This window comes from Amphritea atlantica (genome assembly GCF_900111095.1).
In the GTDB taxonomy this organism is placed as follows: domain Bacteria; phylum Pseudomonadota; class Gammaproteobacteria; order Pseudomonadales; family Balneatricaceae; genus Amphritea; species Amphritea atlantica.
Genome location: NZ_FOGB01000020.1, coordinates 1 through 18,214, shown reverse-complemented (window position 1 = coordinate 18,214; position 18,214 = coordinate 1). Strand labels below are relative to the sequence as shown.

Annotated in this window: 17 protein-coding genes; 1 reads left to right on the top strand and 16 read right to left on the bottom strand. The window is 51.0% G+C overall.

Annotated elements, in window-relative coordinates; translation table 11 throughout:
* Positions 1–14: 14 nt before the first annotated feature.
* The 8 genes from rpsA to BMY09_RS20550 form a co-directional block, all read right to left on the bottom strand.
* Complete coding sequence (rpsA, locus tag BMY09_RS20585; RefSeq protein WP_091361989.1) at positions 15–1,694, bottom strand: 30S ribosomal protein S1; 1,680 nt, start codon at positions 1,692–1,694, stop codon at positions 15–17.
* A gap of 307 nt (positions 1,695–2,001) precedes the next feature.
* Positions 2,002–4,287, bottom strand: a complete 2,286-nt coding sequence (gene parC, locus BMY09_RS20580) for a DNA topoisomerase IV subunit A (protein ID WP_091361987.1) — start codon at positions 4,285–4,287, stop codon at positions 2,002–2,004.
* 61 nt (positions 4,288–4,348) lie between these two features.
* Positions 4,349–6,241, bottom strand: a complete 1,893-nt coding sequence (parE, locus tag BMY09_RS20575) for a DNA topoisomerase IV subunit B (protein WP_091361986.1) — start codon at positions 6,239–6,241, stop codon at positions 4,349–4,351.
* A complete protein-coding gene (locus BMY09_RS20570) occupies positions 6,234–6,878 on the bottom strand; it encodes a YqiA/YcfP family alpha/beta fold hydrolase (RefSeq protein ID WP_091361984.1) in 645 nt (214 codons plus the stop codon). Before BMY09_RS20570 ends, parE begins: the two co-directional genes overlap by 8 nt.
* A gap of 86 nt (positions 6,879–6,964) precedes the next feature.
* A complete protein-coding gene (locus tag BMY09_RS20565) occupies positions 6,965–7,741 on the bottom strand; it encodes a phosphodiesterase (RefSeq protein ID WP_091361982.1) in 777 nt (258 codons plus the stop codon).
* Entirely contained in the window at positions 7,738–8,178 is a 441-nt protein-coding gene (locus BMY09_RS20560) for a DUF1249 domain-containing protein (protein ID WP_091361980.1), read from the bottom strand. Before BMY09_RS20560 ends, BMY09_RS20565 begins: the two co-directional genes overlap by 4 nt.
* 37 nt (positions 8,179–8,215) lie before the next feature.
* Positions 8,216–8,839, bottom strand: coding sequence for an NUDIX domain-containing protein (locus tag BMY09_RS20555; protein WP_091361979.1), 624 nt, complete (start codon positions 8,837–8,839; stop codon positions 8,216–8,218).
* Between the two features lie 225 nt (positions 8,840–9,064).
* Complete coding sequence (locus BMY09_RS20550; RefSeq protein ID WP_091361977.1) at positions 9,065–10,831, bottom strand: GGDEF domain-containing protein; 1,767 nt, start codon at positions 10,829–10,831, stop codon at positions 9,065–9,067.
* 133 nt (positions 10,832–10,964) lie between these two features.
* Here BMY09_RS20550 and BMY09_RS20545 point away from each other — a divergent pair, with 133 nt between their 5' ends.
* Positions 10,965–11,546, top strand: a complete 582-nt coding sequence (locus tag BMY09_RS20545) for a phosphatase domain-containing putative toxin (RefSeq protein WP_091361976.1) — start codon at positions 10,965–10,967, stop codon at positions 11,544–11,546.
* Between the two features lie 72 nt (positions 11,547–11,618).
* Here the strand turns inward: BMY09_RS20545 and BMY09_RS20540 are convergent, their stop codons facing one another.
* The 8 genes from BMY09_RS20540 to BMY09_RS20505 form a co-directional block, all read right to left on the bottom strand.
* A complete protein-coding gene (locus BMY09_RS20540; protein WP_091361974.1) occupies positions 11,619–11,891 on the bottom strand; it encodes a hypothetical protein in 273 nt (90 codons plus the stop codon).
* An 86-nt stretch (positions 11,892–11,977) separates the two neighbouring features.
* A complete protein-coding gene (locus tag BMY09_RS20535) occupies positions 11,978–12,259 on the bottom strand; it encodes a hypothetical protein (protein WP_091361972.1) in 282 nt (93 codons plus the stop codon).
* A gap of 39 nt (positions 12,260–12,298) precedes the next feature.
* A complete protein-coding gene (locus BMY09_RS20530) occupies positions 12,299–13,204 on the bottom strand; it encodes a tetratricopeptide repeat protein (protein WP_245756645.1) in 906 nt (301 codons plus the stop codon).
* 201 nt (positions 13,205–13,405) lie between these two features.
* Entirely contained in the window at positions 13,406–13,927 is a 522-nt protein-coding gene (locus tag BMY09_RS20525; RefSeq protein ID WP_091361968.1) for a tetratricopeptide repeat protein, read from the bottom strand.
* 6 nt (positions 13,928–13,933) lie between these two features.
* A complete protein-coding gene (locus BMY09_RS22255; protein ID WP_175483617.1) occupies positions 13,934–14,098 on the bottom strand; it encodes a hypothetical protein in 165 nt (54 codons plus the stop codon).
* Between the two features lie 3 nt (positions 14,099–14,101).
* Entirely contained in the window at positions 14,102–14,911 is an 810-nt protein-coding gene (locus BMY09_RS20520; RefSeq protein WP_175483616.1) for a tetratricopeptide repeat protein, read from the bottom strand.
* 56 nt (positions 14,912–14,967) lie between these two features.
* The gene (locus BMY09_RS22090) at positions 14,968–17,181 is read right to left on the bottom strand and encodes a phospholipase D-like domain-containing protein (protein WP_175483615.1); all 2,214 of its coding nucleotides are present in this window, start codon (positions 17,179–17,181) and stop codon (positions 14,968–14,970) included.
* A partial coding sequence (locus tag BMY09_RS20505) for a bacteriophage T4 gp5 trimerisation domain-containing protein (RefSeq protein ID WP_425424965.1) occupies positions 17,174–18,214 on the bottom strand: 1,041 nt, incomplete at its 5' end. The genes BMY09_RS22090 and BMY09_RS20505, both read right to left, overlap by 8 nt.

Sequence of the window (18,214 nt, the reverse complement as noted above, 5' to 3'; positions counted from 1 at the left end):
CGCTTAAAGAAGTATTACTTCTTCGCTTCCATCTGTGCCTTGATCAGGTCACCGATAGTGGTAGGACCAGCAGTCTCAACCGGAGCATCAGCCACAGCTTTGATAGCCGCTTTCTCATCTGCCTGGTCTTTAGCCTTGATAGACAGAGTGATAGAACGGTTACGACGATCCAGGTTAACGATCTTCGCTTCAACTTCGTCGCCTACTTTCAGGACAGTCGAAGCATCTTCGATGCGATCGATGCTGATATCAGACACTTTCAGGTAACCTTCAATGCCTTCAGCCAGCTCAATGTTCGCGCCTTTAGCGTCTACAGACTTAACGATACCTTTAACGATAGCGTTTTTGTCGTTTGCAGCAGCATACTCAGAGAACGGATCGCTTTCCAGCTGCTTGATACCCAGAGAGATACGCTCTTTCTCAGCATCGATAGACAGGATAACGGCTTCAACCTCTTCGCCCTTCTTGTATTCACGCAGCGCAGTTTCGCTATCCGCATCCCAGGAGATGTCAGACATGTGAACCAGACCGTCCAGATCGTTATCCAGACCCACGAAGATACCGAAGTCAGTGATAGTCTTGATAGTACCAGTCACTTTGTCGCCCGCAGCAAACTGCTCAGCGAAAGTAGACCATGGATTAGCGATGCACTGTTTCATACCCAGAGAGATACGACGACGCTTCTCATCAACATCAAGAACCATAACCTCAACTTCGTCGTTCACCTGAACAACTTTAGATGGGTGGATGTTCTTGTTAGTCCAGGACATTTCAGACACGTGGATCAGACCTTCAACGCCATCTTCGATAGACGCGAAGCAGCCGTAGTCAGTCAGGTTAGTTACACGAGCAGGAACCTTAGTGCCAGCAGGGAAACGCGCCAGGATAGAAGACCATGGATCTTCGTTCAGCTGCTTCAGACCCAGAGACAGACGGTTAGTCTCTTTATCGAACTTGATGATCTGTACAGTGATCTCATCACCCGGTGTCAGCATATCGCTAGGATGAGAGATACGCTTCCAGGCCATATCAGTGATATGCAGCAGGCCGTCAACACCGCCCAGATCTACGAATGCACCGTAGTTGGTCAGGTTCTTAACGTAACCTTTAACCTGCTGACCCTCTTCCAGGGTACTCAGCAGCTCATCACGCTGCGCACTGTTAGCTTCTTGCAGAACAGCACGACGAGAAACAACGATATTGTCGCGCTTCTGGTCCAGCTTGATCAGTTTGAATTCCAGTTCCTGACCCATCAGGTGGTCAACGTTCTTAACCGGACGTACATCTACCAGTGAACCTGGCAGGAAGCCATTGATCTTGTTAACGGTAACGGTGAAGCCACCCTTAACAGTACCGCTGATGTAACCTTTAACAGTTTCTTCAGCTTCGAATGCAGTTTCCAGAACACCCCAGGATTCAGCGCGCTTCGCTTTCTCACGGGACAGGCGTGTTTCACCGGAACCATCTTCAACGCTTTCCAGAGTAACCTTAACCATGTCACCCACCTGAACTTCAAGTTCCTGGGCATCATTAAGGAACTGGCTGCGGGCAATAACTGCCTCAGACTTCAGTCCAGCGTTTACGGTAACCCAGTCACTATCGATGTCGATAACTTCACCCATAACCAGGGTACCAGGTACCATTGCAACGAGTTCAAGGGATTCTTCAAATAAGTCAGCAAAGCTTTCGGTCATGCTTTTTCCTATACAGCGAACACGATTCAGGCGCATGTTCGCGGGGGGTAATACCTGTATTGTCAGTTGATACAGGGCAGTTTAATTATCCTGAGCGGTTGCAAATACTGACTAAAAAACAACCATTCGGGAGAGTGTCAGGCGCGGTATTTTACAGATAACTTGATCAAGAAGGAAGCAATTGCGTACTCTGAGTGGCTATTTTTCAGCCACCCGGGACTAAAATAGTCACCTGACGCCCGATGCAGAGCGTAAAATATAAAAAAAAGAGTGACCGAAGATCACTCTTTTATCCATATCAGTGGCGCTATTCAGCGTCGGAGACAGGCTCTTCAGCCGAGGCTTTAACAATCACATCGAGGGAATCGACCCGCTGATAGCCGCGGGGCAGTTTGTTACCCCGACGCCCCCGTTCACCGCGATAGTGTTCCAGATCGGAAGGCTTCATCTTCAGATGCTGACGACCGGAGTTGACCTGCAGTGTATCCTCGGCAGACAGCGTCACCATCGCCACCAGCAGCTCATCTCTTGAAGCCGCCCGGGCGGAGGGGATATTAATAATTTTATTACCTTTACCCCGGCCCAGCTCCGGCAGATCTTTAACCGGAAATACCAGCATCCGCCCCTCGTTAGTCACGGCCACCAGGAGATCTGTTGCCTTATTTTTCAAACGCATCGGCGGCATTATTTTAGCGCCTTTTGGCAGCGTCAGGGCTGCTTTACCGGTGCGGGTCTTACTGGTCATATCGGCAATTTTTGTCACGAAGCCATAACCGGCATCCGACGCCAGCAACACCGCATCGTCATCCTTACCCGCGATAGCACCATCGATGGTGGCGCCTTTTGGCAGTGTCAGCTTGCCGGTAACCGGCTCACCCTGCCCCCGCGCTGATGGCAGAGTATGCGCTTCAAGTGAGTAGGCCCGTCCGGTTGTGTCCATCAGAATGACCGGTTGATTCATACGTCCCAGACACGCCAGTTTAAAGCCGTCACCGGATTTATAGCTAAGCCCCTCCGGATCAATATCATGACCTTTGGCAGAACGGATCCAGCCCTGCTTGGAGATCACCGCAGTAATCGGTTCAGCGGTCAGCAACGCTTTCTCATCCATCACTTTTGCCTCTTCCCGGGCAACGATGGGTGAACGGCGATCATCGCCATACTCTTTGGCATCGGCTTTCAGCTCATCACGGATCAGTTTGCGCATCAGCTTTTCAGAGCCCAGAATCTCTTCAAGATAGTTCCGCTCTTCGGTCAGCTCATCGATCTCGCCACGGATCTTAATCTCTTCCAGTTTGGCCAGTTGACGCAACCTGATCTCAAGAATCGCTTCCGCCTGAATCTCAGTGATACCAAAACGCTCAACCATCACCAGCTTCGGCTTCTCTTCAGTACGGATGATCTCAATCACTTCATCAATATTGAGATAGGCGACCATCAGACCTTCAAGAATATGCAGCCGGGCCAGCACCTTATCCAGGCGGAATTGCAGCCGGCGACGCACCGTTTCAGTACGATAAACCAGCCACTCGGTGAGGATCTCTCTAAGGTTTTTCACCTTAGGGCGGCCATCAATACCGATCATATTCATGTTAACGCGGTAGGTGCGCTCCAGATCGGTACTGGCAAACAGGTGCGCCATCAGCTGCTCAACATCGATGCGGTTGGAGCGCGGCACAATCACCAGACGGGTCGGATTTTCATGGTCAGACTCGTCCCGCAGATCCGACACCATCGGTAGTTTTTTCTGCTGCATCTGCTGCGCAATCTGTTCCAGCACTTTCGCCCCGGACACCTGATAGGGCAGAGCAGTAATCACAATATCGCCCTGTTCGCGACTGTAAACGGCACGGGCACGCAGGCTGCCCTTACCGGTTTCATACATTTTCTGCAGTTCGTGGCGCGGGGTGATCAGCTCAGCATCGGTGGGCATATCCGGCCCCGGCACTATCTCGCACAGCTCTTCGATGCTCATCCCTGGTCTGGACAGCAGTTTGATACAGGCCTCGGTGACCTCCCGCAGGTTATGGGGCGGGATATCGGTCGCCATACCCACCGCAATCCCGGTGGTGCCGTTCAACAGAATATTGGGCAGCCGGGCAGGCAGGGTCATCGGTTCCTCAAGGGTACCATCAAAGTTTGGCCCCCACTCGACCGTCCCCTGTCCCACCTCTTTGAGTAGCACCTCGGCGTATCTTGCCAGTTTGGACTCGGTGTAACGCATCGCGGCAAAAGACTTAGGGTCATCGGGTGAACCCCAGTTACCCTGACCGTCGATCAGTGGGTAGCGATAGGAGAATGGCTGCGCCATCAGTACCATCGCTTCATAGCAGGCACTATCGCCGTGAGGATGGAATTTACCCAGCACGTCACCCACAGTACGGGCCGATTTCTTATACTTCGCCGTCGATTTCAGCCCCAGTTCCGACATCGCATACACGATACGACGCTGAACCGGCTTCAGGCCATCGCCGATATTCGGCAGCGCCCGGTCAAGAATGACGTACATGGAGTAATCCAGATACGCCTTCTCGGTATATTCTTTCAGTGACAGGCGTTCAATGCCTTCATCGATATGTACTGTTCCGCTCATTTTTTGTCCCGGAGCTTATAAACTCATTGTTCGCGCGATCTTTAACCTGACAGGAAAAGGCTTAAATATCCGCCAGATTACCCTTGCTTTCCAGCCACTCTTTCCGGTCCGGCGAACGCTTCTTCGCCAACAACATATCCATCACATCGTTGGTGCCATCGCCCGGCTCAATGGTTAGCTGAACCAGCCGGCGGGTATCCCGTGACATGGTGGTTTCACGCAGCTGCAGTGGGTTCATCTCACCCAGACCCTTGAAGCGCTGTACGCCGATCTTGGCGTTCTTACGCTCCGCCCTGATGCGCTCAACAATACTGTCTTTCTCATTATCATCCAGGGCATAAAAAACATCTTTAGCGACATCAATACGATACAGTGGCGGCATCGCCACATAGACGTGCCCGGCGGACACCAGCGGTTTGAAGTGGCGTACAAACAACGCACACAGCAGGGTGGCGATATGCAGACCATCCGAGTCCGCATCCGCGAGGATACAGATCTTGCCATAACGCAAACCATCAAAGTTATCCGATCCCGGTTCGACGCCTATCGCAATGGAAATATGATGCACCTCCTGAGAGGCCAGCACATCGCCGGGTTCCACTTCCCAGGTATTCAGGATTTTACCACGCAGCGGCATCACCGCCTGATACTCCCGGTCTCGCGCCTGCTTGGCTGAACCACCCGCCGAGTCACCCTCGACCAGAAACAGTTCGCCCTGCATCGCGTCATTACCGGTACAGTCCGCCAGCTTACCCGGCAGCGCAGGTCCCGAGGTCACCTTCTTACGGATCACCTTTTTATTCGACCGCAGTCGCTTCTGAGCATTGCTGATCACCAGTTCTGCCAGCTTCTCGCCATCTTCTACATGACGGTTAAGCCAGAGACTGAAAGCATCTTTGGTTGCCCCGGACACAAAGCCCGCAATCTGGCGGGACGACAACCGTTCTTTGGTCTGTCCCGAGAACTGTGGGTCCTGCATCTTCGCAGAGAGCACATAGCAGCAACGCTCCCAGATATCTTCGGCGGAGATTTTAACCCCCCGGGGTAGCAGATTACGAAACTCGCAGAACTCCCGCATCGCTTCCAGCAGACCGGTTCGCAGACCATTAACATGGGTGCCACCCTGAGCGGTAGGAATCAGGTTAACGTAGCTTTCACAGGTCAGATCGCCACCTTCAGGCAACCACTGCAACGCCACATCCATCGCGTCGATCTCTCCCTGAAAGGAGACCGTAAAAGGCTCTTCCGGCAGGGTTTCATAGACCTGAGTGGTGCCTTTGAGGTAGTCCACCAGACCATCCTCGTAGTACCACTCATCTTTCTCTTTCGTGGCACCGGTCGCATCCGTAAAGGTGACCCGCAAACCGGAACAGAGCACCGCCTTGGCGCGCAACATATGGCGCAGTTTGGTCAGATGATATTTGGGGGTATCAAAATACTGCGGATCGGCTAAAAAGCGCACCTCAGTACCGGTGTTGCGCTGACCACAGCTGTCCACGATCTCCAGATCGGACACCTTCTCGCCATCCGCATAGGTCATCCGGTAAACATTCCCCCCGCGACGGATGGTCACTTCCAGCAACTTAGAGAGTGCATTTACCACCGACACACCAACACCGTGCAGACCACCGGAGTAGTTGTAGTTCTCGTTGGAAAACTTACCTCCGGCATGCAGCCGGGTGAGGATCAGCTCGACGCCACTGACCCCTTCTTCCGGGTGGATATCCACCGGCATCCCCCGGCCGTTATCCCTGACGCTGATCGCGCCATCTTTATGCAGGGTGACATCCAGTTGCGTCGCATGGCCCGCCAACGCTTCATCGACACTGTTATCGATCACTTCCTGAGCCAGGTGGTTTGGCCGGTCGGTCTCGGTGTACATACCGGGACGGCGCCGCACCGGGTCCAGCCCGCTCAGTACCTCAATTGCATCAGAGTTATAGGTGTTACTCATCGGAAGTTTCAGTCCTTATCCGCCCGATTGTCAGGTCAGTGACAGCAGGCAACTCAACCCGGCCTTCGGCAAATGCCAGTATCGCCGGTATAACAGATTCAAATTGGTCAAAACCGTGGGAACCACCCCGCTGTACCAGCATCGGTGAGTCCCTGAACTTTTCTACCGCCTCCCGGTAATCCAGGGTTTCATCCCCGGTCTGGGTCAGCAACAGATAACGTGAAGGCTCTTTTACACTGTGACAGTTAATCTGTAACAACTGCTGCAGATGCTCAGGGGTCAGTTCATATCGTTCATCGCTGTAGTAGTTTCCCTGCTCCCCCAGCATCGCTTCCAGCAGTTCAAACGGCCGCACAGCGGGATTGATCAGTACCGCACGCAAATCATACTTCTCACCCAGCCAGGTGCTGTAATAACCGCCCAGGGAACTGCCGATCAGCGTGATGGAGCGATCCCGGTGGGTTTCGATCAGTTGCTCAAGCAGACGGATAGCCTGAGCAGGCCAGTGGGGCAGCGCAGGGACAATCACCTGGTCGGCCTTCCCCTTAGCAGTCATCCAGTCAACAAAAAACCGCGCCTTAAACGACTCGGGAGAGCTGTTGAAACCGTGAATATAGAGAAACAGAGGCTGTGCCATCAATAACCTTTTTAACTACTGCTATTTTATCTGTATATATATACATGTTTTCGGTAAAGTACCGGAGAGCGCCGGGCGATGCAACCTTAACCCTCGACTCTTTTGATCGAGGTCTCTATCTGGCCATCCCGGTGAAGCGTCAGCAAGCGGTATGCAGGTTGCCGCAGCACCGGATCATCCTCCAGAACCATCTGCTGACAGCCCGCTTTAAACTGCACCGAAGTTGCAGGGGTCATGATTACCCGAACCTCACCACGTAGTTGATCAGATGCCTGATGGACATGACCATTAATCACTGCTCTGACACTATGATGTTGCCCCAGAACGGCCCAGAACTGATCAGCATTGGCCAGCATAATCTGGTCCTGCCAGTTACTCCCGACCGGCAGCGGATTATGGTGCAGGACCACCAGGCAGTGATGGGTAGAATACTGTTGCAACTGCTGTTCAAGAAAAGCCAGCTCAGTCGATGACAAACTGCCACCGCCCTGACCATCGGGGCTTGCGGTGCTGTCCAGCAGGATGATCGCCCACCCCTGCGCGACAACGGAGCGCTGGTTCAGCTGTCCACCCTGCTGATCACCAGACTTAAGCATTAGCTGAGCATCATCGTGATTACCCGGAATCCAGTAACTCGGCACCGGCAGTCTGGCGAGTCGCCGACTCAGGCGCTGATAGCCTTCGGGCCCGCCATGGTGCACCAGATCACCGCTGCAGATAATCATATCCACCGCGGGCGTCTGTAACAGCAGATCGTCAACCACCCGGTCCAGATGCTGTTCAACATTGAAACCACGATAATCCTGATCAGGATTATTCTGCAGGTGAAAATCGGTAATCTGCGCAACAACCAGCGGGATCATGAGAAACTATAAACCGGTTCGGCGGCCTGACCGTGGGTCAGACAGTGGCTGAGCCACTCTCCCAGATATTGATTCAGCTGTGCCTTTTCATCTTTCTGATGCATCCGCTCATTCGGGTAGTTGTAAACCCCGCGAAAATGACGCCGGCTTTTCAGACAGATCACCTCAGCAGCCCGGGCATCATGATAGATCCGCACCACCAGACTGGGGGCCTCCAGCCAGCTGCTATCAAAACTTTGTGACACCAGAACGGTGGTGGTGTAGGTAAAACGCTCCTCAACCCGCAGACGAACGACGCTCTGCTGCTGATGCCAGTGAACCTCAAACTCGCGCTCATCGCACTGTTCAAGATCCGGCATCAGCCGCATCAGTCGCAGATAGTTGGCCTCACAATCGGCCATCTGCTTTACCAGGTCAGGGATATAACGTTTTTTCATCTTCTCCAACACTCAGATCGCATACTCAGAGGCCGCCTTACACACAACCCCAGCGCTGTAACAATCGCTGCCGATTCAGCTGTAACCATTGTACCGCAATTATGGTGGCAGCATTATCAATAGTACCGTTTGCAACCAATTCACATACCTCAGCAAAGGGTAGCACATGAACCAGAATATCCTCACCCTCATCAGCCAGACCGTGAACACCACCCACGTCGGCGCTATCGACCCGGGCACACAGCAAGTCAACGTATTCATCACTACCACCGGCACTGGGCAGATAACGGGTAATCGGGACAATATCGTAAATTGCCGCACCCGCTTCCTCCTGAGCTTCCCTCATGGCGACATCGTCAGGTGTCTCGCCCGGCTCAACAATCCCCGCCACCAACTCCAGCAACCAGGGACTATCAGCTTTACCCAGAGCACCGACACGAAACTGCTCCACCAGCACTACGCTCTCTTTATCCGGATCAAAAAGCAGTACACACACCGCATCACCGCGTTGAAACTGCTCACGCACAATCTCAATCGCCCCCCCTTCAAACAGTGAGTGGCGGATCGTTAAGCGATTAATTTTAAAAAAACCATCGCAGGTGCGCTGCTGCTGAATAATCGCCGCATCCGCCGCGGTAAATCTTGGTTGCCAGTGGGCCATATCAGAACTCCGGATTCAGACTCTCGATGTGAGTAACAGATGCAGATCTGTTGACAGGGCGACAATATAGCATGTCTGAAGCGTATTTCAGGAAGGTTCAGGAGCTGGGCCAACTCAGAACTCAGGAGACGACTCTGGGGACGCAGGGTGAATAAAGCGCAAGCGGTATCTGAAGCCAACAGTCAGGCGGTCTCCCAATCAGAGGAAACCGGCGAGAGGGTCGGATCAGCTGAGGCGTAATTTACGACGGCGGGAGACAAACAGATAACTGCCCTCCCGCTTTTTCGCCTCTTTTTTGGCCTGGGCGGCGAGTTCCGCGACCTCATGATAACTGACACAACGATAGGGGTCGGGGTAGACAACACCACAAGAGAGGCTGAGAACTGGATAGAACACCGAATCTCCGGTACGGCTGGACGCCCAGATTCCTCCCTGTTCAAGATCTTTTGGACTATAAAATTCCCTTATAGCCTGGTCAAACTGCAGCAGAATCCTTTCGCAGCGCTCCTTCCAGTCATCGGTACGAAACACCACAACAAAATCATCCCCCCCAATATGGCCGGTAAAGTTTTCACCATTGGCATTATTGGTGAGTAGCTCACCCAGCAACTGTATCAACCGGTCGCCTTTAACATAGCCGTAGCTATCGTTAAAGGGCTTAAAATAGTTGATATCAAAATAAGCCACCCGAAAGCTCTCGGTCTGTTTCAGCAACCCATCGATCTCCCGATTGATCGGTACATTGCCCGGCAGCAGTGTCAGTGGGTTGGCATACCGGGCATTGCGTATTTTCAGCTCGGTGATCCTTTTCAACAGATCCCGAACGTTACCGATGCCCTGATAATGGCCATCCTTGGTAATCACCAGCCCCTGATGCAGATAGACCGCATCCTGCTCGGTTATCAGACGGGATACCTGTTCCAGACTGGTGTCCGATTCAATAATGATCGCCCTGGTATCAAGAATACGGGTGACCGGACGCGTTTCATACAAAGCCCTGCCATATTGGGTCGAGAACAGCTCCAGCAGATCAGACCGGTGTACAGTACCGATCGGCCGGCCCTCCTCAAGCACCGCCAGAATATCGTACAGCGGGTTTTCCCGGAACAGTTTAGCGGTATACCCCATCTGATCATCGAAACTCAGTGCAGGCGCCGGATGAATCAGCACAGCGGCCGTTTCCGCCATATCCTTTTCACTGCCAGCCCGCCGTTTACGGGGCAACCACTCTTCACTATTACAGAGCATTCTCGGTGTCTGGGTTGGCCGCCCCAGATAAAACCCCTGGCCAATATTCGCCCCCAGCTCCTTCAGAGTGACCAGCTCTGAACGGGTTTCCACCCCTTCAACAATCACCTTGGAACCGACACCATTAGCAATACTGCAGATCGACTTTACAAACTGACGTTTAACCGGCTCCCGGTCGACATTATGAATAAAATGACGGTCAATCTTCACGTAATCCGGCTGTAACTCTGACCAGAGTTTGAGGCCTGAATAGCCGGTTCCCAGATCATCAACAGCCACCTTAAACCCCATGCGTTTGTAATAATTGATCGCTTCAAGGGTAAGTCCATAATTATCAAACGGGTGCTGCTCTGAAATCTCGATAACAATGGAATCCAGAGGAATTTCAAGGGACTCCAACCATTGCGCAGTCAACCCTTGCTTATGTTCCGGGGTGCCCAGCAGGGACGCGCTGATATTGAGAAACAGTTTTCCTTCCAGTGATAACCGGGCAAAAGCCTCCAGCGACAGTCGGCGACACAACAGCTCCAGCCGATGTTCCTGTCCCGCTTCGATGGCAGTGTTAAAAAGCATCTCTGGCGTATGCAACTCACTGCCTTCCGGCCCGCGAATCAGCGCCTCATGACCCAATACTTCACCCCGCCGAAGATCGACAATCGGCTGAAAATGGGGATACAGCTGTTCAGTTTCAATCAGTTCATTAAGCTGGGCATAACGATCAGGTATAATCTGCGAAACGGTCATCTTGGGTCTGTAGGCGATTAAGGTTAATACCCACAGCTTATTAAGTTGGCATGACAGCAAGATGACAGCGCCGAGGGTTTTATAACCTTTCCGGTTACGATACAGTCAGCTTTCACAAGAAAAGGATTTCACCATGACTCGCTTCACTACTCCCGCACTTTATACCGTTCTGCTGCTCGCACTCAGCGCGATAAGCCATGCAGAAACCCGACTGCGTCCCGACGTCTGGGCCACCCCGGTTATCGGCTCAGAACTGGACAATTTCTACCGTGTTGATAATTACCTTTACCGCTCCGAACAACCCGGCGACGAAGCCTTCCCCCAAATAGCGGCGTTCGGCATCAAAGAGGTGCTCAACCTGAGAGAGTTTCATAACGATGACGATGAAGCCGGCGAAACCTCGCTAACACTCCATCAGCTGAAACTACGCACCGGCAAAGTCACCGAAGATCAGTTAATTGAAGCCCTGAGAATTATCAGAAACAGCAAGGGACCATTGCTGGTGCACTGCTGGCACGGTTCTGACCGCACCGGCACCGTGGTAGCAACCTACCGGATTGTCGAACAGGGCTGGAGCAAACAGCAGGCACTGGATGAAATGATCAACGGCGGCTACGGCTATCACGCCGCCATCTTTCCCAATCTGGTGGAGCTGATTAAGGGGCTGGATGTCGAGCGGATAAAGACAGCATTAAGCGATGATAAAAGTCTGTGACGCTGGCAATTGTCATAAACTCCGAGCTCTCACGATAATATCGAAGCAACAGCCGGGCAAGCCCTCCCAGGCTTACCGGCTATCCGTTTCATCAGAGCCAGACTGGTCATTCAGCGCCGACCGATTGGCTCGTTGCTTAAGATGAAGGACTACGGCCATCAGTAACACACCCCAAGAGCCCCAGAAAACATAGACCGACAGCACCAGCATGTCTTCGGTACTCTGGCTGGCACCTGATCCGGAAACACCGGCAGCGATGCCGCCGAGAGAAACCATTATCATCATGACTGAGCCCACCAACAACGCGAGCCCCAGCCAATAAAACTTTCGGTAATGTTCAGGCATAATCCAGACTCCTGTTACACACGACAGTTCGGGATAACCCGGTTATCTGAAACATTTTTGTAAGATCCCGGTTTATCAACTTTCTGCTATTCCGTTTCCGAATCCAGATCCAGCTCAAACTCTTCGGGTTTATCTGTCACGGATTTATCAACGCTATATTGAATATGCGAAACAATGGCTATGGCAAAAGTAGCCATCGACAACCAGAATAATCCGACAACAAAGCTCCACAGGGTTTCCGCACCAGCACTATTCCCCGACCCCGACACGGCAGCAGCTATGCCCGCCAGGAAAACTAACAGTGCAAAGCCCGAGGCAACCAACAGAAAAAAGGCAATAACATAAAGAGAGACATACTTTTTTTTCATAGCATTAACATCCTTGTCGTTTAATTTTCAGAGTATCTTTTATTTCTCCGGCATCTCGTTCTGGTCGGTTTCGGGGTTATACAGACCTTGTTCCGGATGCGGAGGAAGAGGACAAAGCTCGTTCAGGTTTGGAAATTTAAGATCAGGATTTTTTCGCAAACGGTAGTACTTCTTATCATAACATTCAGCGAGAACTTCATTTATCTCATAACCAAAATCACCATTTCGAAACACACCTTCGAGAGTTTGCATACTTTGTCTTCGACCTAACGCCGCCGCCACCTGATAATAATAGAGAGCTTTAGGATAGTTTTTTTCGACAATTTTCGCGAATGCAGCCAGCGCATTGGCTGACTCACGGTAATTTTGTTTCGCCGCACACTGATGATAGGCCACACCTTCAGCATCCTCATGACGCTGATACAGATAAATCTCACCCAAGCGATATTGCGCCTGAGGACTTCCCAACTGCGCTGCTCGATGATAGTACTGCCATGCACCTTCTTTATCTTCCTTGAGTGCCAGACCTTTCTCCGCCATAGCCGCCAGGTTGTAATACCCCAGAGGGATATCCCGGTCAGCCATCCACTGAAACCACTCCAGTGCTTTAAAATAACTTTGCTCTACACCGCGTCCATGAAGGTAACGCATGGCTAACTGACTAGCCGCTTTCCAGTGGCCCTGATCCGCTAATAGCTGATACTGGTTGGTGATATTGACTTCATCTTTATTGGGGATCTGTTTTTTCTCATAAGCCCGGATCTCCTGATATTGTTTTTCCAACTCTGGATCAATATCAGGTAGGTGGTCTTTTTCAAAAGCGCAAGCAAAGGGTTCTCTGTTGGCGGTACTCTTGTCTGTCATCGAGCTTTTCCCTTGTGATTCACTGTTGCAGGCACACAGGGTCATCGTTAAAACAGCCAAGTAAAACCATTTAGCTAACATTTGAATCTGACACTCCTTGTCATCATTAAGCCGGTTACGGCATCTCGTTCTGGTCGGTTTCGGGGTTATAACGGCCCAGCGTTGGGTGGTAAGGCAGCGGGTAGCGCTCGGCTATATTAGGGAGTTTATAGAGGGGGTCTTTATCTAACTTTTTCGTAAAACCTTTCAACCTTAAGCCATAGGCTTCATCTTTTTCATAGCCTAGTTCACCATAAAGAAAGACTCCTCGTATAAATATGGCGGCACGATAGTCCCCCCCCCAGCAGCCAGCAGATAATAGTAGGCGGCTTTAGGGTAGTTTTCATCCACTACATGCAGCCCCAATGTACTGTTCTGTTGTGCTGCACAGGCATAATAGGCTGCAGCCTTATCATCTTCCTGATCTTCTCTTGGCAGATCATATCCGTAATGCTTTCCAAGTCGTACCAGAGCATTGGGCTCGCCCATTGACGCTGCCTTATGCAGATATTGCCAGGCAGCTTTCCTGTCTTGGTATACACCCCGTCCCCTTTCTAACAGCACCGCCATATTGTAATAACCGATAGGGACATTCATCTCGATCAGCTTTTCAGTCAGATCCAATGCCTTGCCGCTGTCGGTTGGCACTCCTATCCCATCCAGATAACGACGGCTAAGATTATGCATCGCCTTCCAGTGGCCTTTATCTGCGGCCAGTTGATAGAGGCCACTGATATTCTCCTCATCTGTGTTACCTGGTGTCACCTCTGCTCAACGGGCCTGCATAAACAGTTCATCGGCATCTTTATCCAGTTCTGGCAGATAATCCACCTGACGGACGCATTCAAACTCAAAGGCCATGGCGGGAGCTCCGGTTAGTAGTAAAATAACCAACCAACCGGCTTTCAGCATCCTTGCTGTTAATCTTACATCCATCGTTTATTCAGGCATCTCGTTCTGGTCGGTTTCGGGGTTATAGCGGCCCTGCGTTGGGTGGTAAGGCAGCGGGTAGCGCTCAGCTATATTAGGGAGTTTATAGAGGGGGTCTTTATCTAACTTTTTCGTAAAACCTTTTAACCTTAAGCCATAGGCTTCATCTTTTTCATAGCCTAGTTCACCATAAAGAAAGACTCCTCGTATAAATATGGCGGCACGATAGTCCCCCCCCCCAGCAGCCAGCAGATAATAGTAGGCGGCTTTGGGGTAATTCTTATCAACTATTTCAAGCCAATCTGCATACTCATGTTGACCCAACGCGCTATTTTGCTGTGCCGCACAAGCATAGTATGCAGCGGCCTTTTCATTCTCCTGATCCTCTTTTGGCAGATCAAAACCATAATGCTGCCCAATTCGCACCAAGGCATTGGGCTCGCCCATTGACGCCGCCTTATGCAGATATTGCCAGGCGGCTTTCCGGTCTTGGTATACACCCCGCCCTCGTTCAAGCAGCACCGCCATATTGTAATACCCGATGGGGACATTCATCTTGATCAGTTTTTCGGTGAGATCCAATGCCTTACCGCTATCGGTTGGCACTCCTATCCCATCCAGATAACGACGGCTGAGATTGTGCATCGCTTTCCAGTGACCTTTATCAGCCGCCAGTTGATAGAGGCCACTGATATTCTCCTCATCTGTGTTACCTGGTGTCACTTCTGCACGACGAGCCTGCATAAACAGCTCATCGGCGTCTTTATCCAGTGGTGGTAGATAATCCGCCTGACGGGCACATTCAAACTCAAAAGCCATGGCGGGAGCTCCGGTTAAAAGTAGTATCAGAAAAAGCGGTAATAGTAACCATCGGTTTAGTCCAGCGCCTTGCTGTAGGGTGTCTGGGTATCCCAGAATCGGGTTAAAGAACATGTAAGCGGCTCCTTTTGCATACGACGTTTCCAGTTTTTTGTTGCAGTTTCTTCCCAATGAGAAAAATCATCTTTTGAGGTGCCTTCCCTCCGCCCTGCATGCAGATTCCAAAGATGATCGGTAAACTGTTTTGCAATATCAGGCCTGGGGGCATGAACCCCCAACTCACTATCAGTTTCTAAGCTACGCTTATTAATGTTGGCTGAACTGAGCAGGAAGTAGTGGTCATCCACAACCTGAAGTTTGCTGTGAATATAGATATCTTTGTATTTACATTTCCCTTCTGGAAGCTTTTTAAAGCTAACCAGGGTCGCAACAACCACATTTAGCCCCGGCTGTGTAATCAGGTGAGGTTCGATCAGTTTGTAGCCATGTTTTTTCCGAAGATCTTCCAATTCCTTCTGCTCGGCAACGGTCATGCCTTGCCCCTCTTCATCCATCTCCTCTAGTTTTTCCATCCGGTTGATCTCTGCTTCGCTCTGCTCCAACCGTTGCTGTTCATCTGCATCCAACCGGATCTCCTGCTCCAGATCCTGAATCTCTTTTCTCAACCCTGTGTCCTGGTACCGCTGCCTCGGATTAGCCATTAAGCTCTTCAATCTGAGACGTTTCTCTTTTAACAAAAAAACCCGGTCACGCTGAACCTGTGGCATCAGCTGTTCCTGACCTACCTCATGCATCATCTCGTAGGTGCTACTGGAATAAAAACTATTCTTAACAGTATTCGTCACTACGAACCAATAAAGCTCACGCTTAGCCCCTTGTTTCTTCAGTAGTATGGCCTGTTCCTTCATCCACTTTGCAAGCTGAGGATAACGGAAGTACTGATTTTCGGTATAGACAAAGTCAGTCGCGTTACTGATCGCGTTTTTGTAGCTTTCCAGTATTGAGGTTTCCTGTCCTTTACCAGAGCGACCATCATACGGATGTGTACGAATAATCTGAGCCATTCCACTATAATTTACATCATAAAAATCTTTATAGGTGATCTTCGAACGAACGTCAGCCAGCGTAGTCCCCCACCAACGGGTCCAGAAATGAGATTCCCTATCCCAGGCGGTACAAAAGTTTTCGTTCAGATCACACAGAATAGGACCCTTAACCTCGGTGGATATATCCTGCCAGGGACCAAACCCCCAGTCCCGCCGGGGTTCATCGAAGTTATGGGCATCTGTGTCCCAATAATTGCGGTGGAGGTTATGCCCCATCACAAAGCCCCGGGCGATTTCTGGCTGCATATAATCGGTCAGCACCATTTTCTGATGATGGCTGGGGAAGAATCCAAGCGCGCCAACCATTTTCCATGTTAACGAGACATCCCTACCCGACAGTTTATCCGACAGTAAGCGCAGCATCAGCTTTTCCCGATGGCCGAAAAACATGCCTAAATATGGGTGCCTCGCCTGGTGAAATTCAAGCTCTTCGAGTTTCTTATCGAAGTCACGGGTTTTAAATTCGACGCCAGGAAAGCCTCCGCTATGAACCTGCTTGAACCAATCGCGGGTATAAATTTCAGCATCCGCATCCATGAATGTGCCACCACTGCCGCGTACTGTGCCACCATAGTCATGATCTTTATTCAACTGCTCTTCAATGTGCGCTAAACTAAATTCAATCCGTTCCAGATTTTTCTGGCTATTAGTACCACCACGTTGATGTTTATACCGATCACGCAGCACAATCAGCTCTAACCGTTCATCCAGTAAATTCTGATACGCATCGTGTGGGGAAGAGGTCGACATGATACCTGAGCCGGCCATGGTGCCTCCTCTACTGAATAGCCCATCACCCACCACTGTATTTTCCAAAAAATTAGCCAGCGCGTTCTTCCAAATCAGTACCCGAACCTCAACCCCCTGTTTAGCTTTCTCCGCTAACAGTGTGCCAATCTCCTTACCTTTTAACCCTTTACTTTCAGGCCTGCTAAGCCGCATGGCGGGATCAAACCCCCAGCTAATAATATCGATGCTGCTTTTAGCATGTATTATTGCGTCTTCAACCGCGCCAAAGGCTCTTTCACCATTTATTAACGGCTTAATATCACTGTGCGGCCGGGGATCGTATTTATTCTCTTTTTGTGCCCACCAGTTTAGTGTTGCTGTTCCGCGCAGAGTCCGTTCTTCAATTGCCGCCTGTTGAATATCCATATTAGTCATCGGCATCTCCTGTCGCTATTTTTCCTTTTGCATCCTGATATTGCTGGCGCAGGTACTTATCCGGATCATTCAGGCCGTCTGGATGCTCCGCCCCATCAAATCGCCTGAAACCTCTGTTGGAGGCCTTCTGTAATTCGCCTTCAGCACCCTCACTGAATTTTTCCAGCACATCAAACTGAATTCGGGCACCGTTATACAGCTCAACCTCATATTGAGAAGCCCCTTCCTGATGGTGTGCAGAGACCATCCCGCCAGGCCCGGTTAAACCTTCACTAATTAACGCTCCATCCCGATAAAGTTTATAAGGTACGCCGTCATACCCCTTCGCGCCCGGTACCGGGGCGATTTTAAAACGCACTTCATCTTTTTTCTCAAGGAAGTCGAGGGGCAGAGGGGCCTGGATGATTTCAGCTTGCTTTGGATCGGAGACAAAGCCCGCTACGCTGTTATCCGCTTCCAGCGGGCGGTTGGGCTGTATGGGACCGGCTTTGGCGGCGCTGCCACCACTGCCGCCTTCATTGAGTTTGAGGCCTGCACCCACAATGGTGACACCGCCGGGATCAAGTTTAATCAGGCCACTACCCGCTTTCAGAGTGAGCTCGGTACCTACCTCGATAATGATCTGGTTGCCTGCCTTATAGTGCATCTCGCTGCCAGCATACTGCATCAGTTTTTCAGCGATAGCGCTGAACTGAGACTCACCAATGGTGATGTGCTGGTTTTTGTTGACCTGCTGAAACTGATCGCCCTGGGTCAGGTGGTGCTCATCGCTGCGATATTCACTGTAAACTTTGCCTTCGACAATTTTATGCCGGTCATTACCCAGCCAGCTGCGGTGATCGTTTTTGGTTCGCTGATCAACATCTTTTTCAGCGTGATAGAAGACCTGCTCTTCACCCTTTTTATCTTCAAAGCGGATCTCATTAAAACCATCGCCGCCTTTGCTGGAGTTGGTCTTAATGGTGCTGCGGGTTTTATGTTCCGGCAGTTTGTACGGCGGACGGTTAAGGCCGTGATACACCCGACCAATCAC